Below are 23,499 nucleotides of genomic sequence, written 5' to 3'. Positions count from 1 at the left end.
TTACCACTCCTCAATCTCGATCAAATCACCACTCGTGATCGGATACTCTTGTACCACCTTGCCTTCATCCAGCAAGATGCCTTTATTTACCACGCGCAACTGATACTTTCTTCTAGGCTCCATGGCAGACCCAAAGATCTGATCCAATTCTCGAATCAAGCGTCGCACCTCCATCCGCGTCGGAATCCGGAGGTCATGGCTTGCCCCATTCATGCGGAAGGTGACATTGATATGTTGGTCCATTTAGGCCTCTTTTCTATAGATTCGATAGGAAATATAGCCAGCAATTCCAAAGAGAAGAGCACTCCAAGCCAGCATTTGCAAAGCTGGAATAAAATCCGACAAACTAGCCGAATTGTCCTCTACATTGGACTCAAATTTGGATAATTTTTGATTTTCTTGCTGGAACAGGTCTGCTTCCGGCCCTGTTTTTTTCTTTCCCTTTATAGCAGAAAACAACTGGCCGTCTGAATCGGTCAATTGTTTCTCTTGCTTGCGTTTTTCATCTGCTATTTTTTTCTGATCCTTCTCATTGAAAAGAGACTCAGTAGCATCCAATTGCCCACCGAGTGTCTTTTCCTCTTCTGTCTCCAGGCGTGAGTTGTTGACCTGCAGACGATTATCGATAAAATCATCTGCAGACACAACAACAACTGGTAAGAGACTAAAGACAAAGAGAAGATACATCATTTTTTTCATAAGCTTGATTCAATTTCCTTTGTTTGTGTAAACTTCTTTGGAATGAAGGTATTGGCAAGCGCCAACAGTCCGAAGAAGACCAACAATCCGAAGATATGGCCGATACCGGCTGTTTGTCCATCAAAGTATCCCGCAAACTGTCCTTCTAAAATAGAAAGGAGGTTAACATTTTTCACATGTGCTGGAAGACCTGATAAGGTGGCTGTTGTCCCGATCGCGCTTGAAAGGTAGACATAGCTGATCAACATGAAGAAGGCTAGTCCCATTCCAAGGACACGGAAGTGTTTCAAGAGGAGGTATTGCAATTGTACCAAGACAAAGCTTGCTAGCACCGCTAGGAATACCCATGAAGGAACATATTCACGACCAACAGAGAGTTGGATGCTTGAAATCATTCCGATGACTAAACCAAGAATGAGGGAAAGTCCGACAAGGACACCCACAGATAAGATATCTGATTCTTGTAAACGGTTCAGTTTAAAGCGGTTTTTGACCTTGCGGATGATTGGTTGCGTCGCAAAGAGATAAGCGGTAAAGAGGCTCAAGACTTCCAACATAAAGATCCAGATAAATGGACGGTAAACGTTGATGGTCGCTTTCACAGAAGAAGATTTCTCTGCAACTGGATTTGACAAGAAGTCGAGCAAGACTTCGTTTGGCACACCATTTTCGTAGGCATTGTTGAAGACTTTACGGAAGGCTTCAACGAAGTTCCCGTTTTCAGACAATTCCTTGTCAAAGTCACCCATCAAGCTCTCAGCATCGCTAGACAATTTCTCTGTATTGCCTTGGGCTCTTTCCAATTCTTTGTTTAATTGGTTAAAGATTTCATTGGTAGAGTTGGCAGCGTCCACATTGCTACGAGATGAACTTTTAACACTTTCAGTTGAACTCAATAACGACGTGTATTCAGAACCAAGTGCTGACAAGTCTGCATCCGTCTTGATTTGAGCTTCGGTAACAGTTTCTTGGGTTTTTGAGATATCCTCTAACTGTTTTTGAAGCTCTGCATACTGCGTCAATTGATCATTGATATTTTGGGTTAGATCTTTGTTGGTATTTTCGATGGCTGTAAGGTTGGCCTGCAATTCCGGCCCCAAGACTTGCAACTGTTTGAGCGTGTCATCTAGCTTGGCTTTCACACTATTCGTTGCATCGCCTTTTTCATCTGTTTCAATACTCGTCCGATAGTCCTTAATATTGCTTGCAACTGTGGATTTCACGATATCGGCCAAAGCCTCCGTCAAATCCATATTCTCGATTGGATCATAGAGCGAATGGCGATCTCCCTTATCATCTTCTGGATAGTAAGCATCGATCAAAGCCCCTGCGCGTTGATAATTCAAGGCAATTTCACTGGCTTTGGTTGCATAGTTAGCGACAGCTGTTTTCAAGTCTTCAGCTGATACCGTCACACTGGTTGAAGAAACCCCATTCACAAGAACTTCAACATCAATCGTGCTTGGCATGGTACCCCCATCTTCTGCCAGGTGAATTTGAATTTGTTTGCCATCTTGAAGTTCTACTTCCTGCTCGCCGCCACCTGCATAAGTATGTCCATCATAGGTCCAAGTATCAACCTTGACTCCTGCAGGTACTAGGATGCTAACCTTCTGTTTCCCAGATCTAGCATTGAGGACATCGGCAACTGCAGTTAATTTGGCATCTACTTCTGCAGCCAAAGTCTTTAATTCATCAGCATTTCCATTTGCTTCCGCCATCGTCCCAGCAAACGTACTATCAAAATGAATTGCTGTATTGAGGTTGCCATATTTATTAAGATTAAGACTAGCTGGATCTAAAGACGGAAGTTTTTTAATTGCGTTACGAATGTTATCATCCGCTTTATTACGTGCGTCACTTAGCGTCTTGATACTTGTCTTTCCAAGTAGCGTACGAAGGGTCACCTTGTCTCCTTCGTTGAGACCATAATAGTCCAAGACCTTGGATTTTACAGAAGCTTCGATGTTCTTTTCATGCTCATCTAATTTGTCACGTTCTGCCTGGATCCCTTTTTCAAGCTCCGCAATACGATCATTTACATCCTTGGTCAAGCCTGCATAAGTCTTGGTAGCTGAAGGATCAGCTTCTCCTTCAGCCGGCTGGCTCAATTGCTTGGTGATCGCTTCTTGGTTTTGTTGCAATCTCTTGTACAAATCCTGAGTTTTTTCGCTGACTACAGATTGGTTCATGGCCATCAATTGGCTCATAAATTCTTCATGACTGATCTTATCTGCTGAGCGTTGCTTGATCAGCAAGTCAAAGTTTTGACCATACTGATCCTGAGATTGGGACAATTGGTCAAAGGCCTGTGTATAAGACTCAAGAAGCGTCTTCAGGGCATTGTTGGACTCAACAGATGACGTTGACAAGCCATAGAGACTTGGGAAGATATTCTTCGACTCCAAGGCCGAGTTCAACAAATTAGTCCGATAAGAGCCGATGTTGGTCGATTGGATTTTGTTACTGGTCTCCACATTTTTCTGCGCTGTATAGAGGTTGCTCAAAATGCTGACCATATACATATCAACCAGTTGACTATTCAAGTCTGAAACAATATCTTTCGCTACCTTATTGGCCTCATTTTCCACCTGAGAATTCCCGGCGGCGTTGACCTTATAGGTAACGGTTGTCTTCTCTGCATTCACAGCATTCACTTCTAGAACTTTCTCTGAGAAGTCACTGGGAATCACGATCATCAACTGGTACTTGCCATCGGCAAGTCCTGATTCAGCTGCTCCACGCGGGAGGACAGACCAGTTTTGCGAATTGTCTCGTTCGATGTTCTTTACATAGCTGGCACCGAGGTTGTATTCTTTGTCATTCAGCTTAACTGCCTTATCTTCATTGACAACAGCAATATTCAGCTTGGTGTTTTCCGTCGTTTGCACCGTCTTGGCTTCATTTTGTTTTTGGTCCTTTTGAACACTTGTATAAAGCCCCACTACAGATCCCATCAAAAGGAGCACAACTGCACTCTGACCGATGTATTTTAACCATTTTTTCTTTTTCACTTCTATACCTTTTCCTTTTTCTAATTCATAGATACAAAATAGGGGTTAGGAATTATCTACCTAACCCCTATTTTCTATATATCAAAAGACAAAAGGGTGATCTACCTACAAGAAGTAAGATCACCTTCAAGACCATCTTAGTGGATTTGTGCAGCGATATCTTGGTCAGTTTGTTCAACGATATCAGCAACTTTGATCAATTGAGCATTGATGTCTTCCAACAATTGAGCGAACTGTTTGATTTTTGGAGACAATTCGTTGAATTGTGCTTCAAAGCTATCAAATGCAGATCCATCCCAGTTTGCATCGATGACTTGTTGTTCGTGAGTCAAAGTGTTAAGGATTTGATCGATTTCTTGAGAACCTTGTGAATAGCGTTGTGCTGATTGACGTAGTTCTTCTGGAGTTAATTTAATTTGAGCCATATGTTTCTCCTTTTGGGCTGATACCCTTATATTTTTTTCATAAACAATACATTTAGTACGAATTAGTAAAAATCCAAAAAACTGTATATTTACCTTTTCACTCCCTATTTGTATTATTTACTTAATGATATCTTAATGAAATATTGCGAGAATGTCAAGTTTTGATGCCCAACTGATAATACATTGTAACTTTGTTACATTTTTGAAATAATTTGTTATAAAAATGTAACATTTTTCTGAAAACTCTTGCCCCAGTAGTCTTTATTTAGTATTAATTCTAGAACGAAATGGAAGGAGTTTATCCTTACATATTAACTGAACACATAAATAAAAATTGTTGATTTTATATCTCCTTAGTGGCTTTTTTGTATATTTACTGTATATTTTTTCATATTTCTGAGGTTTATGATATAATAAAAACTATCTAGAACTTGTTTGAGGCAAGATCGAACACTACTAACCCCTAAAAGGAGTCTCTATGAAAAAAATAGTATTCACCTCTCTCTGCCTACTAGCCCTTACCGCTTGTAGCCAAGGCCAAGCAGAAAAAGGAAAAACAGCAACAACATCCAGCCAAAGCACTTCCCAGGTGAAAAAAGAAAAAGAAGAAAAGGTTCGAACCAAAACCTTCGCTACAGAATTGAGTGATCACTATCAAAATAAAATTCAAATCGGCTACAAAAAAGATGAGATTGTATCTTTTACCTTCCTGAGTTTTGAACCCATTTCGCCAGATTCACAAAAAATGGATCTTGCTGAATTGAAGGAACTCTACCAAGAAGAATTAGAGCACAGCGATATCTATAAAGCCTTAAATGACAAACCTGGACTTAGCTTTCGGATTCAAATTTCAAACGATAAACAAGCCTATGCCAAGGTCCTTCAGGCTGACTTCTCAAAAATCAAGAAAGATGAGTTTGCCACCATCTACGGAGATCAAGGAGAGGAAGAAACTGCCGAATTTAAGAAATACCTCAATGGTAAGCCTCAAGATTTCTTCACCTATCTAGAAAATCAAGGCCTCAAAGAAGAAAAATAAAAGAGCTCTCTGAGTTCCTTAACACCTGGTTAAGGCTCAGAAAGCTTTTTTTCTTATTTGTTCAAGATTGAAAGGGTTTCAAGGAGATTATCTGCATGCACTTCGATGGTATCTCCTGTCGCTTTGATTTTGACTTCAACGATGCCTTCAGCTGCTTTTTTACCAACTGTGACACGGATTGGAAGACCAATCAAATCGCTATCGCTGAATTTCACACCAGCGCGTTCGTTTCGATCATCGACCAGAACTTCGTAACCTTTATGAACCAAGGCTTTTTCGATCTGATCCGTCAAAGCAAGACTGGCTTCATCCTTAACATTGACTGGAATCAAATGCACATCAAATGGAGCTAATTCTTTAGGGAAGTTAACGCCCCAAGCATAGCGGTATTCCCCTTTTGGCGTCTTATTGATAAAGAGGCGAGCATGCTGCTCCATGACGGCTGAGAGAAGGCGGCTAACACCGATCCCGTAGCAACCCATGATAATCGGCACAGCACGTCCATTTTCGTCCAAGACATCTGCTCCCATGCTAGCTGAATAACGTGTGCCGAGTTTGAAAATATGACCGATTTCGATCCCGCGTGCAAAGTTCAAGACACCTTTTCCATCCGGTGAGATTTCGCCTTCCCGAACTTCACGGATATCAACAAATTCCGCAGTGAAGTCACGTCCTGGATTCACACCGGTCAAGTGGTAGTCTGTTTCATTTGCTCCGACAACTGCATTGCGACTATCTTGGACCTTACGGTCTGCAATGATTTTGACATTTTCAGGAAGATCAACTGGACCAAGAGAACCAAAGTCCGCTCCCAACAATTCTTTCACTTCCACTTCAGTTGCAGGTTCGAAGAAGTCTGCTCCGAGGTGGTTTTTCAATTTCACTTCATTGAGTTGATCATTGCCAACGAGAAGGGCCACAACTGGCTCATCATCCGCAATATACACCAAGGTCTTGATGGTTGCTTCTTCCGGGACATTCAAGAAGGCTGCCACTTCATCAATCGATTTGACACCTGGTGTTTCCACGCGTTTCACTTCTTCTTCAGCGACCACACGGTTACTTGGTTTGTATTCATTAGTAGCCATTTCCAAGTTGGCAGCATAGGTTGATTCACTTGAATAGGCAATGGTATCTTCACCAGAAACCATCCATTTGAGCAATTCTGCCTTGATTTCTTCTTGGACTTCTGCTGGGATCTCATCAAATGAAGCCACCGATTTGTCTAAAACAACCCAACGATCCAAGTCTGTACGAGCAGGTGTAACAGCCATAAACTCTTGGCTATCTTTTCCGCCCATGGCGCCACCATCGCCAATGATGGCCTTGTAGTCGATGCCACTGCGGGTGAAGATCCGCTCATAAGCTGCCTTGTACTCATCATACGTTTCATCCAAGCTATCATAGTTAGCATGGAAACTGTAACCGTCTTTCATGATGAACTCACGGGTCCGTAGAAGACCGTTCCGTGGGCGTTTTTCATCGCGGTACTTCGGTTGGATTTGGTACAAGTTCAGTGGCAATTGCTTGTAAGACTTGACAGAATCACGCACAATAGCTGTAAAGGTTTCTTCGTGAGTTGGACCCAAGATAAAGTCAGAACCTTCACGGTTTTTCAATTTGTACAAGTCTTCCCCGTAGGTTTCATAACGGCCAGATTCACGCCAGAGATCCGCACTCAAAAGGGCTGGAGCCAGCATTTCTACTGCTCCGATTTTTTCGAATTCTTGGCGCATGATGCCTTTTGCTTTTTCAATCACACGATTAGCTAGTGGCAAATACGAATAGACACCAGCTGATACTTGGCGAACATAACCCGCACGCAACATCAAAGCGTGGCTGATGACCTGCGCATCGCTTGGCATTTCACGAAGGGTTGGAATCAACATTTTACTTTGTTTCATGGACAACATCCTTTTCTATTTCAAAAATAATTTCATAATATCATTCCAGGTGACAGCAATCATTAAAATCACCATTAGGGCTACACCTGCAAGTGTCATATAAGTTTCTACTTCTTGTTTTAGCGGTTTTCTCCGGACCACTTCAATCAAATTGATCAAGATTTTTCCACCATCCAGGGCCGGAATCGGGATCAAATTGAAAATCCCAATATTAATGGAAAGCATGGCCATGAGAGATAGCACAGCTGGAATCCCTAATTGAGCAGCTTGTGAGCTGGCATTATAGATGGCAACCGGACCACCCAGTTTATTGAGACTAAAGTGGAAAATGATATCTTTCAGGGCTCCCAGGATCCGGGTCGCTGTATTCCAGGTATCTGTAAAACCAGACAAGAGCTTGTCCATAAATCCAGTCTTGATCCCATTTGTCACACCCAGATAGTAACGATCGCCTGATTTGGTTGGCTTCACTTTGACTTCTTTTTCTTGACCATCTGTCTTGACTTTCAGGGTCAACTCCGGAGCAGTCTTGCTGTCCTTTGTTGCTTTTTCTACAGCGTCTGTCAACTCATCCCAGTTGCTAACGGTGTCGTTATTGACCTGAAGGATCTGAACATTGCTTTTGACACCGACCTTGGCAAGGGCCCCATCGGGTGCCACCTGAACATTGTTACTGTAGTAGTCAATCGCACCACCGCGCATAAAGGCTAAGAGGGAATAGACCACAATACTGAGAATAAAGTTGTTCATCGGACCTGCAAAGTTGGTGATCAAGCGTCCCCAAATGCTGGCATTTTGGTATTGAACATCTCTCGGTGCAATCCGCACTTCGGTTCCATCTTCTTCAACGATGGTCGCATCATGATCGACAGCATAGGTCTTTGCCTCGTCAAGAACCAAGCCGGTAATTTCCAGTTTGTCTTCAAAGTCAAACTGGGTGACATTCATGGGAAGGGCTGTCTGATCCAGATTCTTTCCAGAAAGATTAATCCGGACGACCTTACCAGCCTCATTGAGCGTCAAGCTGACAGGAGTCCCGGTCTTAATCTCCGTGGTATCCTCACCCCAACCAGCCATACGGACATAACCACCTAAAGGTAGGATCCGAATGGTATAAGCTGTCCCATCCTGCCCAATATGGGCAAAGATTTTCGGCCCCATCCCGATCGAGAATTCTCGCACCAAGATGCCCGATTTTTTCGCAAAATAGAAATGACCAAACTCGTGGACGAGTACGATCACTCCAAAAATAACAATAAAAGCAACTAACTGCATCGTTTTATACGTAGTTTCCTTTCTATCTCTTCTGTCTTAGAACAAGCCCAAGAAATGCATCAAGGGGAAAACAAAAATCAAACTATCAAAGCGGTCTAAGACACCACCATGTCCTGGGATAAATTTCCCTGAATCCTTGACACCAAAGTGGCGTTTGATCGCACTCTCTACCAGGTCTCCAAACTGACCTGCAATACTAAAAAGGATGGTAAAGAAGATCATGGCGATCAACCCATGTCCACTGGCCACAGAGCGATCCACGATCATATAGATCACGGTTACTGCAACTGCAGATAAGATGCCTCCAAGGCTGCCTTCAATCGTTTTATTGGGAGAGACCGTAGGCATGAGCTTGCGTTTTCCAAACTGACTTCCTACCAGATAAGCACCGGAATCCGTAGCCCAGACAATAAAGAGAGCTAATAAAACCTTGTCAATACCAGCGATTCGTGCATCTACTAGGGAGTGGAAACCGAGTCCCACATAGAAGCTAGAAGCAATGGGGTAAACCACATCTTCATAATTGTAATTCTGAGCAAGAACCGTTGTTCCCATGAGGATCAAGACAACCAAACCATAGGCAATCATGTTGCCATCTGCTGGAAGGTAAGGCAGATAGTCCTCAATCGGCAAGGTTAAGACAAAGGCCGCCAACATGGCTAGCGCTCCTTCAAAGGTCGCTGTTTCAAGCCCCTTCATCTTGAGCAGTTCATGTACCCCTAACATGGCGATCAAACCAATCACAATCTGGAAGAACATCCCTCCAACCATTACTGTTGGAATGAAAAAGAGCAGGGCAATTCCTCCAAAAATTACACGTTTTTGTAAATCTTTCGTCATCATCTTCTCCTAAACACCGCCAAATCTCCGGTGGCGATGGCTATATTCTACTACGGCACTTCTTAGTGCCTCTTCTCCAAAATCTGGCCACATGACATCTGTGAAATACAACTCACTGTAGGCGGCCTGCCAAGGAAGGAAGTTACTCAAACGAATTTCTCCGCTGGTACGGATAATCAAATCCGGATCCCTTAGATCGCGTGGCAAACTTTCGGTATAGAGATGACCTGCAATCATCTCTTCAGTGATATCTTCAGGGCTCAAGTCAGCATCCAAGACTTCTTGCGCAATCTGCTTCACAGCCTGGGTAATTTCTGCACGTCCCCCGTAGTTGAGTGCGAAATTCAGGATCAGGCCCGTATTGAGCTGGGTCATCTCTTCTGCTCGTTCCAAAGCCTCTAGCGTTTCTTTGGGTAATTTCTTGGTATCACCGATCATTTGAATCTTGACATTATTGCGATGCAACTCGGGGACGAAGCGGTCATAAAACTCAACTGGCAAGTGCATGATAAACTTGACTTCATCTTCAGGGCGTGTCCAGTTTTCCGTCGAAAAGGCATAGACCGTCAAGACCTGAACACCCATATTTTTTGCTGCAATCGTCACTTCTTGGAGAGCTTCCATCCCCGCCTTATGACCGAAGACGCGCGGTTGCATCCGCTTTTTCGCCCAGCGACCATTGCCATCCATAATGATCCCAATGTGTTTCGGGACTTCTAAAGGTATCTCGATTTTTTCTTTTTTCTTAAAACGAAACATGTTTTTCTACCTATTTCAATATTTATCGCTTCATTATACCATAAATCCCCATAAAATAGGGACTCTGGCCTCTTTTTTGAACCAGCAGGACTTTCCTTCATCACATCGTCCTATTTGCCCACCAAAAAAGAGGCCCTTGCCTCTTCTTTGATGATTATTCTTCGATGGCTGAATCGGCATCTGAGCTAGCACCTTCTGTAGCAGTGGCTGAGATTCCTTCTGATACAGGAAGAACTGTTTTGATCGCTCCCAATTCAAAGGTCAGGTAGACACCATCAACATCCAAGACTACGGTCTTGCGGTCTGTGTCGACTTCATCGATGGTTCCGTACAAGCCACCAATCGTGATGACTTCATTTCCTTTTTGAAGTTTATTCAAACTTTCCATCCGTTTTTGGTACTGTTTCTTTTGGCTACGGCTCATGAAGTACATCAAACCGACCATAAGAACGAGCATAATTAGCAAACTTCCGCCTTGCATATGTTTCTCCTTTAATTTTCATATATGCTATACTATATCAAATTTCGTCCGTCTTTTCAAGTTTTCCCATCCTCTTCAAGTAAAATCAGAGTCCAGTCTCAAAGAGGAGGCAAGTTTTGCTGAAAAAGAAAAAAACCACGAAAAGTGGGCTACTGACTAGTCAATCGTAATGCCATACTTTTCATGATTCTCATCATACCAATCAATCAAGGCCAAGGCCGTTTGATAGGTAATATTTTTTATTTTACTCGTTCCCTTGGTCAAAGTTGCCAAGCTCATTTTGCTAATGTTGGTTTCAGTTGCAACACGGTAGCTTGTCAAGCGACCATCGACCATCAGCTGAACAACGGCTTCAACCTTTCTGTATTCGGGAGTCGAGTAGATATCAATTGTATTGTTCATCGTACTTCCATTCCTCATATTTTTTTCTTGTATAAATTATATACTTATTTTCTTTATTTATTAATAATTTTGCTCAAATTGGATTAATTTCACTAATTATTGATGTTTTTTTAGCCCAAATAGGGGGATTTTGGCCTTATCCGGCGAATAATTTCCCCTGGGTGGGAAGAAAAAATAAAGACTGCTATATTATAGCAGCCTCCATTTTTCACAAAGTGATCACTTCTTATCTACCTTATTTATCAATGTTTTCTTCTTTCTTTGTGTCTTTTTCTCTGATGACCAATTCTCCATCTTCCATATCTGCTAGCAAGTGTTTAGCATCAAGATTATCCAAGTGGAAATCTGTCACTTTATCTCGGATTTGTTGTTCAACCACACGACGGAGTGGACGAACACCCATAACTTCATCATATCCTTCTTCAGTCATGTATTCTTTGGCAGCATCGCTCACTGTCAAGTCGATATCTTTCTTAGCAAGAGTTTTGTTCACTTCTTCTAACATCAAGTCAACAATCTTAGAAAGGTCTTCCTTGCTCAAGTGTGAGAACTCGATCACGGCGTTGAAACGGTTCAAGAATTCCGGACGGAAGAATGGTTTTAAACGATCCAAGAGTTCTGGTTTGTCCGCATCTTCTGTCAAGTTCGCTTCGTAACCAAAGCCAGCATTTGAAGTAGCAATAATTACGGTATTCTTGAAATTAACAGTGTTTCCTTGACCGTCTGTCAAACGACCATCATCCAAGACTTGAAGAAGAAGGGTGATCACTTGAGGATCCGCCTTTTCAATCTCGTCAAGAAGGACGATAGAGTATGGATTACGACGGACGCGTTCTGTCAAGGTATTGTTGTTGTCATCGTAACCAACATAACCGGCAGTGGTACCGATCAATTTAGATACGGCTGTGCGGTCGCTGTATTCTGACATGTCCAAACGGATGATAGCATCTTTCGTTCCGAACATATCAAGGGCTAATTGTTTTGCCAACTCAGTCTTACCAACACCAGTAGGACCTACAAAGAGGAAGCTACCGATTGGGCGGTTTCCTTCGTCAAAGCCTGCACGGTTCCGACGGATCGCTTTTGAAACAGCTTCAACAGCCTTGTCTTGGCCAATAACTTTCGTTTGCAAACGGTGACCCATATCTTTCAATCGTTCGATATCGGTTGCACCCATTTGAGATACTGGAATACCAGTCATCCGTTCGACAGACTCAGCTACGTCATTGACAGTTGCAGTTACCTTGTGATCCTCTGTATGGTTAGCAATTTTCTTTTCAAGCTCTTCGATACGGACTTTTGCATTTAGAGCTGCTTCGTAATCTTCTTTAGCCGCAGCTTCTTCTTGTTTAGTTTTTTCCGCTTGAATTTCGTGCTCAACCGCATGGACATCTGTTACAGGGTGTTGAGCTGCCAAGTGAGCAGCTGTCACATCGACCAAGTCAATCGCCTTATCAGGCAAGCTACGTTGTGGAATGTATTGAACAGAATAATCAACGGCTGCTTTCAAGACTTCATCTGGCAAGACAACATTGTGGTGTTTTTCGTAAAGATCACGGATCCCTTGGAGAATCTTGAAAGTATCTTCAGCTGATGGAGCATTAACCTTGACTTCGTTGAAACGACGAGCAAGGGCCGCATTCTTCAAGATGGTGTTACGGTATTCATCTTGAGTAGTTGCACCAATGACTGTCAATTCACCACGAGAAAGAGCTGGTTTCAAGATATCCGCAAGACCTTTAGATCCTTGACCATCCCCTGTGCTACCCGCACCAAGGATTTGGTGAATTTCGTCAAAGAAAAGGATGACATTGCCCATCGCTTTGACTTCTTGGATCATATTTTGGATATTTTCTTCAAAGCTACCACGGTATTGCGTACCAGCTTCTAGACCAGAAATATCGATGGAGATGATTTCTTTGTTCTTGATGGCTGCTGGAACATCACCATTCACGATAGCTTGGGCCAAGCCTTCTACAACAGCTGTCTTACCAACACCTGCATCCCCTACAAGGACCGGATTGTTCTTGGTACGACGAGACAAGATTTCAGCTGTTTCTTGAATTTCTTTATTGCGTCCGATGACCGGATCCAATTTTCCTTCACGAGCTTCTTCAGTCAAGTTACGACCCAGCTTCGCAAGAATTCCATCTTGTTTCATGCCTTTGCCTTGTTGGTGTTGCACTGGCTCACTTCCTTCGGTTGGAAGTTGACCCGTTTGACGGTAAATAGCGAATTCTTCAGGTGTTACTTCACGACCATTGATCATGTAGCGACGGCTTTCAGAACGAAAACCACCCATATTTCCCATTAGTTGATTGAAAAGATCATCCATATTGTTAAAGTTGTTGTTCATAGTTATTACCTCGTTTTACATAATTTTAATTCATTCTTGAAAATGAGTAGCCGAATTGGCTACTTAACGTTTGTTTACATAATTTTATTTTTCTTTTAAATGAATAGCCTCGAGGGCTAAGATCTTATATTCCTTCTTTTATCAATTAGTTTTCTATATTTTGGAAATAGCATCTCACCATCTCCTTTCCACTATTGATCCTGTAAACTCTTGAGATTTTCCAACCTCTTTTTGTTTACATAAATTATTATAAAGCAAGATGATTTTTTTGTCAACAGTTTTTTACATAATTTTTTAAAAAAATTCCAAGCTAAAAAAACTGGAGGTTAGAATGTAGACAAACTGTATTATATCCAGCAACCTCAGTGATGCTAAAAAAATGATAAACACTGAGTTCGTTAGGCTCATTCAAACATACACTGAAACTTTCCGCCGTGAGAAAAGTGCTAGAAACACTGTTGTTTCTAGCACTCGGGAGTTTTGAGAGTAAAACAGTTCGGGGAACTGTTTTAGCCTGAGCCTAAAATTGAAAAGCGAAGGGGCTCAAAACGAATTGAACACGGGCTGCGGATTGTGTCAAAAGCATAAAATACATTAGTACTAAATCCAAGACACAGTAGCTGATTGAATTCTTCTCTCACCTTTTAGCTCGGAAGAATCCTAATCAGCCTTGTGGGGGCAGGACAACGAAGTAATTCCATACAAAAGTGCTTCTGTCCTGCTCCCTATTTTGACTTTATCCGCAGACGCCCTTTGTATCTTAATTTAGTCATGGAACTTCTTCGAAGTTCGCTGACGTCCGTACTCACCTAAAGAAAGTTTCTAAGATGACTTTGTCTTTAATCTGCTACACCCTTCCCAGGGTGTGTCTCCTGTTAAATCATGTATTCGACGCTATAGGTGGCGTCGGATAGAATCCGTGAAAGGAATTGTTTGGTTCGCTCTTCCTTTGGACTGTTGAAGAATTCATGGGGTTCGTTTTCTTCGATGATGTGTCCACCATCCATAAAGATGACGTGGTTGGCTACATCACGCGCAAAGCTCATCTCATGGGTTACCACAACCATGGTCACTCCTTCTTGGGCTAGTTGCTTCATAACAGCTAGTACATCCCCGACCAACTCTGGGTCCAGCGCTGAGGTCGGCTCATCCAGCAAGATCACGTCGGGTTTTACTGCGATAGCACGTGCGATTCCGATCCGCTGCTGCTGACCCCCTGACAATTGAGAAGGATAGTAATCCTTATAAGCGAGGAGACCGACTTTTTCAAGGGCGGACTCTGCCCGTTGAAGAGCTTCTTCTTTTGGAATCTTGCGGGCTACAATCAGGCCTTCCAAGATATTTTCAAGGGCTGTTTTATTGGCAAAGAGATTGTAATGCTGGAAGACAAAGGCTGTCTTTTGGCGGATTTCTAGAATTTCTTTTTTACTGAGCTTTGAGAGGTCATACTCTTTTCCACCCAAAGTCAAACGGCCTGTATCCGCCTTTTCCAAGTGATTAAGGCAGCGAAGGAAGGTTGTTTTTCCTGATCCAGATGGACCCAAAATAACGACGACATCCCCTTGGTTGACCTTGAGATTAACATCTACCAGGACTTGGTGGTCCTTAAATTTTTTCGATACGTGTTCTACTTCTAACATCTTTTCAATTCTCCTTCTTCTATGCGAGTGTCAGGCGTTTTTCTAAGCGATTGAATCCCCACTGAATCACCCCACAAATGACAATATAAAGAATAAAAATCACGAGATAGGATTCAAAATATTGATAGCCATAAGAGGCTTCGACCTTGGCAATGGCAGTGATATCCTTGATGGTCATGACAAAGACAAGGGAAGTTCCTTTGACCAAGTTGATGACCAGGTTACATAGATTGGGCAGGGCTGCACGTAGGGCTTGGGGAAAAACAATGCGGATATAGGCTTGGCGATTGGTCAAACCGATGGCTTGCGCTGCTTCTAGTTGACCCTTATCCACCGTCAGAATAGCTGACCGGAGAATTTCAGCTAGACTTCCTGTTGTCATCAAGCTAAAGATGATAAAGGCATAGTAAATGGGATTGATCTCAAAGACATTAAAGTGACTGCCCATGCTCTTAAAAAAGCTATTTAAGAGACTAGGAAAGAGACTATAAAAGAAGAGAATCAAGAGGATCGGAGGCGTCGCCCGGATAAATGCCAAGTAAACCACTGAGAAACTGCGAACCCCTTTGACCTTATAGATCTGACCGAGCGCCAAAAAGAGGGCTGGAAAAAAACTCAAGAGGATGGATACGACCATGATCAGAAGGGTTACTGGAACACCACCCAAGGTGGCTAGAAATGTTTTACTAATAAAATTGAAATCCATAAGCTACCTTTCTGTTACGCTGAGTCGTTTTTCAAGGAATTGAGCGGAGAAGGAGATCACAAGGGCAATGCCCCAGTAAATCACTGCTACGGCTGTATAAGTCTCAAGGGAATAATTTCCGAGATTGCGGCTGATCAAGTTATTTCCTGCTCCCATGATATCGATAAAGCCAATAGTATAAGCCAAAGCGGCGTCGCGCATGAGGTTCAAGATAGCCGTCGTCATATTTGGAAGAGCCACGCGAAAGGCTTGGGGAAGGACAATCCGCCAAATGGTTTGAGCTGGCGTCAAGCCGATACTCAAGCCAGCCTCCATCTGACCTTTAGGAATGGCCAAATAGGCTGCCTTAAAGACCTCAGAAATCATCGCGGCAAAGAGAAGAAACATGGCAACCAGGACAAAGACAAACTTGGACCAGTGGTCAATGTCAATGCCCAACCACCAGTTCAAAAATTGGGGCAGTCCATAAAAGACCAAAAAGAGCAAGACAATTGGAGGGGTACAACGCAAGGTAAAGACATAGCCTTTTGCCAGACCTGCTCCTACCTTATCTTCTGATACTTGTGCCCAGGTCAAAACCAAGCCAAAAGCAGAACCGAGAAGCGTCGTTAACACCATCAAAGCTAGGGTCGCCGGTAGGGCCTGGACCAAGGTTGGAAGAAATGACCAGACCTTGGAAATGTCGTATGAGACCATGTTTCTTTTCCTTTCTGTATCCGGATAGAAATAAGGAAGCTGGGGCAATACGCACCCAGTTCCATCTTATTTCTCTTTATCTACATAACTGAAGACATCTTCACCGAAATATTTTTCGGATAGTTTGGCAAGCGTTCCATCTTTTTCCAATTCTTTGATAGCCTTGCTGTAGGCTTCCGCAAATTTTTCGTTTTTCTTATCCTTATGGATCAATGGATAAGTTGGAATTCCTTTGTAGGCAAACCAGCTGAGTTTGTCTGCATATTGGTGGTAAGAACCATCTTTATCTGTGACAGCTTTTTCAAAGGAAAGTTTGATGTCAAAGAAGGCATCGTAACGACCTTCAAGTACCCAAGCATAAGCATCTGCGACTTTGAACGATTCGGCAGCTGTTAATTCGATTGGTTGGTCCTTATGCTTTTCATTGTATTCTTTAATAACATTCCATTGGGCATTTTGTGGTGAAATTGGGACCAATTTTCCTTTTTCTTTCGCAAAGTCATCGATGTTCTTGTATTTATCCGCATCTTCTTTTCGTACGGTAAATCCGATGATACTTGCTCCGATTGGTTCTTTTGGAATGATAAATTTCTTGGCGCGTTCTTCGGTATACCAAGCTCCTTTGGTTCCGATATCATACTTACCAGATTCTAGACCGATCAAAAGGTCGTCATCACTTGTTCCAGTGTACTCAAACTTGTAGTCTGGTAATTTTTCGTCAATGGCTTTGAGCACAGCTACTTCATAGCCATCTGATTCTCCTTTTTCATCAACGAAATCATACGGCACATAGTTTTGCGTGTGGGCTACTTTCAAGGTTGTTACTTTATTAGATCCTGTTAATCCTTTGCTGTCGTTTGCGTGGTTCAAGCTTCGACCAATAATCGTTGCACCTGCAAGGGCAAGAACGGCTACCCCACCGATAATCCATGTTTTTTTACTCATACTCTCTTTTCTCTCTTTCTCTTTTCCTTATTCTGCTGCAGCTTCACGAACCCATTCGATTCGTTCTTCATCAATGTCACTTGGGATGGTACAATCCGCACCGATGACCAAGCCTGTGGTTCCTGTTTCTGCGATGATGCGTTTGGTTTCTGCTTGGATAGCTGCCTTGTCTCCTGTGTAGAGAAGACCATTTTTACCATTTTCAAAACCACCTAGAACCGTACGCCCGCCGAATATTTCACGTCCTTCTGCCAGGCTAATCCCTTCTGGTCCGACTGCCCAGTTAATGACTTGAGCTGGGTAGTCTGTGAAGAGATGGATATCATTGCGAGCTCCTTCGTAGCCACAGATATGAAGGATATTTACCCCACCTGCTTCCTTAGCTGTCTCTAAGACATGGAGTTCACTCGGTGCGATGACTTGTTTGTAAACTTCCTGACTGACACGCGCATCTTGGATGCTTTGAACACTGAGGTAGATCCCGTCTGCTCCAGCTTCCTTAATAATTCGTTGGCTCAAACTTGCAATATCTTGCCCAATGGTATCCAAAACTTTTTTAAGAGTTGCTGCATCTTGATCGATAAAGTTTGCGATCAAGTCATCTCCACCTGACACTTCTCCGACCAACCATTTGAAGTAGGTCACCGGAGCAAAGATGTTGTAGATGGCTACAATGTCCTCTTCAAAACCAGCACGGATTTTTTTCACAAGCTCTACCTGCTCTGTGATCCATGGATGATCGGCTCCGAGCGGTTCAATCCCTGCTAAGTCAGAGATGTTTTCAAGGCCTTTGTGAATGGATGGGTTTGGATAAGCAAAGTAACCATCGCTCATAAGTTTAACAAAGTCTGGTTGAACCTTGTGAAGGAAGTTTTGATGACCCTTCAGGTTTTTTTCAATAATTTCCGGATTGGAAAATCCTTTCAACCATTCTTCTTCTGTTGTAAAATGGTGCCAAAATCCAACTGGCACACGGTCAACTTTTTCTCCTTTGAATGCTTTTAAGACTAATTCTCTTTTTGCTGACATGTTCTTACCTCGTTCTATTCTTTTCTTGTTTGTTATCTTAACACTTCAATCATTCTTTGACTAATATATATTTTTTATCAAGTTCTTCATCTTTTTTATCACTGTCCGTCTAGAAGTAGAAGTCCAGCTAGATCAGATGGGCGCATGAGGGAGAGACTATGGGCTGGAATTTTCTCCAATTTTTCGATGTCCGGATCTTTCCGTGCAATCCCATGACTGCTTGCTAAAGCGACTTTACTTAGCCCTAGAAGCAAAAACAAAACGGTTACTACGATACACCATACATTGATCTTTTTCATCTCCCTCTCCTTTCTTTTTTACAAGACGGCTGCTTGACGCACCCAGTCTAAGCGTTCCAATTGGAAATCGTCTGGTACGGTACAGTCTGCCCCAAGGATCAAACCGCGACTTCCAGCTTCTGCCACCAAGCGGCGAGTTTCTTGCTCAATCGCTGCTCGTTCCCCTTGGTAGAGTAATCCTTTCTTACCATTGACAAAGCCACCCAAGACAGCACGATCACCAAAGAGTTTGCGCCCTGCTGCTAGGCTCAGACCTTCATGATGAGTCGCCCAGTTAATGACTTGAGCTGGATAATCCTTGAAGAGTTCCACTTCATTGCTGGCTCCTTCAAAACCACAAATATGAAGGATATTGATGCCCCCAGCTTCATTGGCTGCTTCTAGGACAGCGATGTTGCTTGGCTCAATGAACTTACGGTATTCTTGCTCTGTCACGCGCTCATCTTGAACCTGCTGGGTTGAGAAGTAAATCCCTTCCACTCCTGCTTCTTGAATCAAGCGGCGACTAAGAATGGCGATGTCTCCTGCAATCACGTCAAGGACATGAGCTAAAGTTTCTGGATCTTCCTTGAGAAAGGCCGCAATCACTTGGTCTCCACGGGATTGATCCGTCCGGAACCAGCGTTTCAAATAAGAAATGGGCGAGAAGATATTGTAGAAAGAAGCAATCTCTTCATGGAAATGAGAACGAATTTCCTTGACCACTTCAATCTGTTTTTCAATCCAAGGATGATGCTCTCCAATTGGTTGAATATTCTTCAATTCTTGGATCGATGTGATCTCTCTCGAATAAAGAGCACTCGGATAGCGGAAGAAGCCATCGCTCATGATCTTGACAAAATCAGGGGAACTTTCTTCAACATAGTGTTGGTGTCCTTTGATACTCTTTTCAAGTACAGCTGGATTGTCTAGCCCCAATTCTTTTTCTTCTTGAGTCACATAATGGAGCCAAAATCCTACAGGGATTCGCTCTACTGCTTCGCCTCGAATGGCACGAAGAACCAATTCTTTTTTACTCATTCCATGAAACCTCCTCAATATCTTCTTCAAAAGGAAAACTGACTGCTGCCCTTCTGAAATTTGTAACCATGATATCACCTCGAAAACTAGCTGACTAATATATTTTCCCTATCAAAGCCTTAACATTTCTTTATGGAGGCAGGTATCAAAAAACACGCAAGTCCTTGAAAACAAAGACTTGCGCGCATTCTTATCTATTCTTTCATTTTAGAAGAAATGGATCCCTTTGATCTTTTCTTGACCCTGTTATAAAAATCAACTATACCCCTTCCTTTTAGGGGAAGATTGGCTTATTTTGAGGCCAAGGATCACGTTTTCCCCATCCTCTAACCAATCATGGGCTGTGGATTCGGCTTTGCCCCTTAAAAACAAATATCCTCGTTAGGAAAAACCTAACGAGGATGTTTTTTTATATAGACAAATTTATTCAACTGTTACAGACTTAGCAAGGTTCCGTGGTTTATCAACATCGAGCCCACGATGAAGGGTTGCAAAGTAAGCAATCAATTGGGTTGGCACCACCATTGAGATTGGAGAGAGGTAAGGGTGAACCGCTGTCAAGACTATATCATCCGTCTCTTTCGCGACATTTTCTTCTGCAATGGTTAAGACATGAGCCCCACGTGCTGCGACTTCTTGGATGTTTCCACGAGTGTGGCTAGCTAGGACTGGATCCGACAAGAGGGCAATGACTGGTGTGCCATCTTCAATCAAAGCAATGGTCCCGTGTTTCAACTCACCCGCTGCGAAACCTTCACATTGGATGTAAGAGATTTCTTTTAGTTTCAGACTAGCTTCCATAGCAACATAGTAATCTTGGCCACGTCCAATATAGAAAGCATTGCGGGTTGTTTCCAATAAGCCACGAACTTTTTCGTCGATCACTTCTTTTTCTGAAAGGGTTGATTCGATCGATTGGGCAACGATAGACAATTCGTGCACCAAATCAAAGGCTTTGGCCTTTTCATTGCCATTGGCTTCCCCAACAGCTTTGGCAAGAAAAGCAAGGGCTGCGATTTGAGCCGTATAAGCCTTAGTAGAAGCGACCGCAATTTCAGGACCTGCATGGAGCAACATAGTCATGTCTGCTTCACGTGAAAGAGTTGAACCTGGCACATTAGTCACTGTCAAGCTTGGAATGCCCATTTCATTGGCTTTGACCAATACTTGGCGGCTATCGGCTGTTTCACCAGATTGGCTGATAAAGATGAAGAGTGGTTTCTTGCTGAGAAGTGGCATGCCGTAGCCCCACTCAGAGGAGATACCGAGTTCTACTGGGGTATCTGTCAATTCTTCCAACATCTTCTTAGAAGCAAATCCTGCGTGGTAAGAGGTCCCTGCCGCAAGGATGTAAATGCGGTCTGCCTCTTGAACAGCCTTGATGATAGCTGGGTCTACCACTACTTGACCTGCCTCATCTGTGTAAGCTTGGATGAGTTTACGCATCACAGTTGGTTGCTCGTCAATTTCCTTGAGCATGTAGTAAGGATAAGTTCCCTTGCCGATATCAGAAAGATCGAGTTCAGCCGTGTAGCTAGCGCGCTCACGACGATTCCCATCGTAGTCTTGGACTTCAACGCTGTCTGCTTTGACGATGACCAACTCTTTGTCATGGATTTCCATATATTGGTTGGTCTCACGAATCATGGCCATGGCATCAGAGCAGACCATATTGTAGCCATCCCCAAGACCGATCAAGAGTGGTGATTTATTTTTTGCCACATAGATGGTGCTTGGATCTTCCGCGTCCATCAAAGCAAAAGCATAGGCTCCACGGATGATGTGGAGAGCTTTTTTGAAGGCTTCAAGCGTAGACAAGCCCTCTTCTTCAGCGAATTTTCCGATCAAGTGGGCTGCGATTTCTGTATCGGTTTGCCCCTTGAAATGGTGACCGGCTAGGTATTCTTCCTTGATTTCAAGGTAGTTTTCAATGACGCCATTGTGGACCAAAACAAAGCGACCTGTTTCAGAACGGTGTGGGTGGGCATTGTCCTCAGTTGGTTTTCCATGAGTGGCCCAACGGGTATGTCCAATTCCCGCTTCCCCTTCGACACCTTCTGCCTTAGCTGACAATTCTGCAATGCGGCCAACTGCCTTTACCAATTGGCTCTTGCCTTCACTAGCCAGAAAAACACCCGCAGAGTCATAGCCTCGGTATTCGAGTTTTTCAAGTCCTTGAATCAAAATATCAGTAGCATTTGTATTTCCTACAACACCAACGATTCCGCACATAGTCTTTACGATATAGCCTTGCTATACTTTCCCCTTTACTTAGTCAAACGACCTATGGTCAATTTCTCAGTTACTGTAAATTGGTCTAGTCTAATTTACCAAAAAAGCAACCAGCGGAGTCAGTATACAATGCTTCTTCCAGTTTGTCAACTAGGAAATATAAGAAAATTGGTCTAGTTAAGGGAGAGTTAAGAAAAACCTATCAACATCTTGGTTGATAGGTTGCTTTTTCTACTCTTCAAATCCATTCTGCTGGCTCAACTCACGGAACCAATGGCCGGATTTTTTGAGGGTACGTTTTTGACTCTCGAGATCCAATTCAACCAAGCCATAGCGGTTCTTGTAGCCATTGAGCCATGACCAACAGTCAATAAAGGTCCAGATCAAATAACCTTTACAGTTAGCACCATCTTGAATAGCCCGGTGGAGCTCACGAAGATGGTCTTTGACAAAGTCAATCCGGTAGTCGTCTTGGATCACGCCATCCTTGCGGAATTTTTCCTCTCCTTCAACCCCCATCCCATTTTCGGTCAGGATCCACTCGATATTGCCATAGTTTTCCTTGATATTTTGGGCAATGTCATACAAGCCTTGCTCATAGATTTCCCAACCACGGTGGGGATTGATCTTGCGGCCTGGCATAACATAAGGTTCATAAAATTGTTCAAAGAGTAGGGGAGATGCTGGATTTGGAGCATAACGAGGAGCTGCCACACGGAGTGGTTGGTAATAGTTAACCCCTAGGTAATCCACCGTATTTTCCTCGATCAAGCGCAATTCAAAGGGATCATAATCCGGTAAGAGATCACGCTCCCGTAGGATCTCCACTAATTCTTCAGGATAATGACCAAGAACAGATGGATCTAAGAAGGATTTGGCTTGAAAGAGCTCGGCAATGCGCGCGGCTTTCACATCTTCTGGATGCTGGCTCCGAGGATAGGCTGGTGTCAAATTGAGCACAATTCCGATACGGAAATTAGGATCCACCTCGTGACAGGCCTTCACTGCTAGAGAGCTTGCTAACTGGGTGTGGTAGGCTACTTTAACTGCTGCTACTGCGTCTACCTTATGAGGAAAATGGGCATCATAAAAATAACCAAACTCCACAGGGACAATGGGTTCATTAAAGGTGATCCACTGATCGACCAGATCTCCATAGGTCTTGAAACAAAAACGCGCATATTCTTGGTAAGCATAGGCGGTTTCTTTATTTTCCCAACCATCCCCTTGCTCTTGAAGAGCCATCGGTAAATCAAAATGATAGAGGTTGACCAAGAGGTGAATCCCTTTTTCTTTAATCTTTTCAAAGACACGGCGGTAGAAATCAACACCTGCTTGATTGATTTCCCCTCGTCCTTCTGGGAAAATACGTGACCACTGAATAGAGGTTCGAAAGGCGGTGTGCCCAGTTTCTAACAAGAGGTCCAGATCTTCTTCCCAGTGTTCATAAAAAGTCGATGTTTTCTCTGGTCCTTGCCCTTGATTAAAGCGGTTGGGCTCGATCCTATACCAGTAATCCCAGAGATTGTCTCCCTTTCCATCTTGGGCGAAACGTCCCTCCGTCTGAGGGCCCGAGGTCGAACTCCCCCATAAAAAATCCTTTGGAAATTGATACATGTCCTAATCCTCCTCATTCTACTAGCTCTATTGTAGCGCATCCTCCCCCAAAACCTAGGCACAATTTACAGTCTTTCTTACGCAGATTAAAGAAAAAGAGGCTGGGACAAAAGTCCTAGCC

Annotated in this window: 21 protein-coding genes; 1 reads left to right on the top strand and 20 read right to left on the bottom strand. The window is 43.2% G+C overall.

Translation table 11 applies throughout. The features are described 5' to 3' along the window. From QM968_RS08005 to QM968_RS07990, 4 genes are all read right to left on the bottom strand, one after another. Positions 1 to 243 (bottom strand): EsaB/YukD family protein, encoded by a 243-nt coding sequence (locus QM968_RS08005; protein WP_414383407.1) that lies wholly within the window; start codon positions 241 to 243, stop codon positions 1 to 3. Further along, complete coding sequence (essA, locus tag QM968_RS08000; protein ID WP_009732153.1) at positions 244 to 699, bottom strand: type VII secretion protein EssA; 456 nt, start codon at positions 697 to 699, stop codon at positions 244 to 246. Continuing rightward, positions 696 to 3,719, bottom strand: a complete 3,024-nt coding sequence (esaA, locus tag QM968_RS07995; protein WP_414383483.1) for a type VII secretion protein EsaA — start codon at positions 3,717 to 3,719, stop codon at positions 696 to 698. Before esaA ends, essA begins: the two co-directional genes overlap by 4 nt. Before the next feature lie 131 nt (positions 3,720 to 3,850). Continuing rightward, on the bottom strand, positions 3,851 to 4,138 hold the full coding sequence (locus QM968_RS07990) for a WXG100 family type VII secretion target (protein WP_003009979.1): 288 nt from the start codon (positions 4,136 to 4,138) through the stop codon (positions 3,851 to 3,853). 478 nt (positions 4,139 to 4,616) lie between these two features. On the opposite strand from QM968_RS07990, the gene QM968_RS07985 reads away from it, so the two are divergent. Continuing rightward, the gene (locus QM968_RS07985; protein ID WP_414383404.1) at positions 4,617 to 5,177 is read left to right on the top strand and encodes a hypothetical protein; all 561 of its coding nucleotides are present in this window, start codon (positions 4,617 to 4,619) and stop codon (positions 5,175 to 5,177) included. Between the two features lie 53 nt (positions 5,178 to 5,230). On the opposite strand, the gene QM968_RS07980 is transcribed toward QM968_RS07985, so the two are convergent. From QM968_RS07980 to QM968_RS07905, 16 genes are all read right to left on the bottom strand, one after another. Next, complete coding sequence (locus tag QM968_RS07980) at positions 5,231 to 7,081, bottom strand: proline--tRNA ligase (protein ID WP_009732150.1); 1,851 nt, start codon at positions 7,079 to 7,081, stop codon at positions 5,231 to 5,233. Positions 7,082 to 7,096: 15 nt separating this feature from the next. After that, a complete protein-coding gene (rseP, locus tag QM968_RS07975) occupies positions 7,097 to 8,356 on the bottom strand; it encodes an RIP metalloprotease RseP (protein WP_414326248.1) in 1,260 nt (419 codons plus the stop codon). Between the two features lie 36 nt (positions 8,357 to 8,392). Beyond that, positions 8,393 to 9,196, bottom strand: a complete 804-nt coding sequence (locus QM968_RS07970) for a phosphatidate cytidylyltransferase (RefSeq protein ID WP_414326250.1) — start codon at positions 9,194 to 9,196, stop codon at positions 8,393 to 8,395. 9 nt (positions 9,197 to 9,205) lie between these two features. Next, entirely contained in the window at positions 9,206 to 9,955 is a 750-nt protein-coding gene (locus QM968_RS07965; RefSeq protein ID WP_414383402.1) for an isoprenyl transferase, read from the bottom strand. A gap of 154 nt (positions 9,956 to 10,109) precedes the next feature. Beyond that, a complete protein-coding gene (gene yajC / locus QM968_RS07960; RefSeq protein WP_003004444.1) occupies positions 10,110 to 10,436 on the bottom strand; it encodes a preprotein translocase subunit YajC in 327 nt (108 codons plus the stop codon). Between the two features lie 156 nt (positions 10,437 to 10,592). Continuing rightward, positions 10,593 to 10,838, bottom strand: coding sequence for a hypothetical protein (locus QM968_RS07955; RefSeq protein WP_009732145.1), 246 nt, complete (start codon positions 10,836 to 10,838; stop codon positions 10,593 to 10,595). Between the two features lie 235 nt (positions 10,839 to 11,073). After that, positions 11,074 to 13,194: an ATP-dependent Clp protease ATP-binding subunit gene (locus QM968_RS07950; protein WP_009732144.1), complete on the bottom strand. Its 2,121-nt coding sequence runs from the start codon at positions 13,192 to 13,194 to the stop codon at positions 11,074 to 11,076. 875 nt (positions 13,195 to 14,069) lie between these two features. Then, on the bottom strand, positions 14,070 to 14,834 hold the full coding sequence (locus QM968_RS07945) for an amino acid ABC transporter ATP-binding protein (RefSeq protein WP_009732143.1): 765 nt from the start codon (positions 14,832 to 14,834) through the stop codon (positions 14,070 to 14,072). 19 nt (positions 14,835 to 14,853) lie between these two features. Next, positions 14,854 to 15,540, bottom strand: coding sequence for an amino acid ABC transporter permease (locus QM968_RS07940; protein ID WP_009732142.1), 687 nt, complete (start codon positions 15,538 to 15,540; stop codon positions 14,854 to 14,856). 3 nt (positions 15,541 to 15,543) lie between these two features. After that, entirely contained in the window at positions 15,544 to 16,236 is a 693-nt protein-coding gene (locus QM968_RS07935) for an amino acid ABC transporter permease (protein WP_009732141.1), read from the bottom strand. A 66-nt stretch (positions 16,237 to 16,302) separates the two neighbouring features. Continuing rightward, positions 16,303 to 17,181 carry a transporter substrate-binding domain-containing protein gene (locus tag QM968_RS07930; RefSeq protein ID WP_414383400.1) on the bottom strand — a complete coding sequence of 293 codons (879 nt, stop codon included), beginning with the start codon at positions 17,179 to 17,181 and terminating at the stop codon, positions 16,303 to 16,305. A 27-nt stretch (positions 17,182 to 17,208) separates the two neighbouring features. Next, complete coding sequence (locus QM968_RS07925; RefSeq protein ID WP_009732139.1) at positions 17,209 to 18,210, bottom strand: uroporphyrinogen decarboxylase family protein; 1,002 nt, start codon at positions 18,208 to 18,210, stop codon at positions 17,209 to 17,211. Positions 18,211 to 18,308: 98 nt separating this feature from the next. Further along, positions 18,309 to 18,509, bottom strand: a complete 201-nt coding sequence (locus QM968_RS07920; RefSeq protein WP_254728303.1) for a hypothetical protein — start codon at positions 18,507 to 18,509, stop codon at positions 18,309 to 18,311. Positions 18,510 to 18,527: 18 nt separating this feature from the next. Beyond that, positions 18,528 to 19,529, bottom strand: coding sequence for a uroporphyrinogen decarboxylase family protein (locus QM968_RS07915; protein WP_414383398.1), 1,002 nt, complete (start codon positions 19,527 to 19,529; stop codon positions 18,528 to 18,530). A 423-nt stretch (positions 19,530 to 19,952) separates the two neighbouring features. Continuing rightward, positions 19,953 to 21,761 (bottom strand): glutamine--fructose-6-phosphate transaminase (isomerizing), encoded by a 1,809-nt coding sequence (gene glmS, locus QM968_RS07910; protein ID WP_414383396.1) that lies wholly within the window; start codon positions 21,759 to 21,761, stop codon positions 19,953 to 19,955. 231 nt (positions 21,762 to 21,992) lie between these two features. After that, positions 21,993 to 23,378 carry a glycoside hydrolase family 1 protein gene (locus QM968_RS07905; protein WP_414383394.1) on the bottom strand — a complete coding sequence of 462 codons (1,386 nt, stop codon included), beginning with the start codon at positions 23,376 to 23,378 and terminating at the stop codon, positions 21,993 to 21,995. Between the last annotated feature and the right edge of the window lie 121 nt (positions 23,379 to 23,499).

The organism is Streptococcus sp. OMI870 (assembly GCF_047460295.1).
Lineage (GTDB): Bacteria > Bacillota > Bacilli > Lactobacillales > Streptococcaceae > Streptococcus.
The sequence above is the reverse complement of the archived record's forward strand: the minus strand, read 5'-3'. Positions and strand labels throughout refer to the sequence as shown.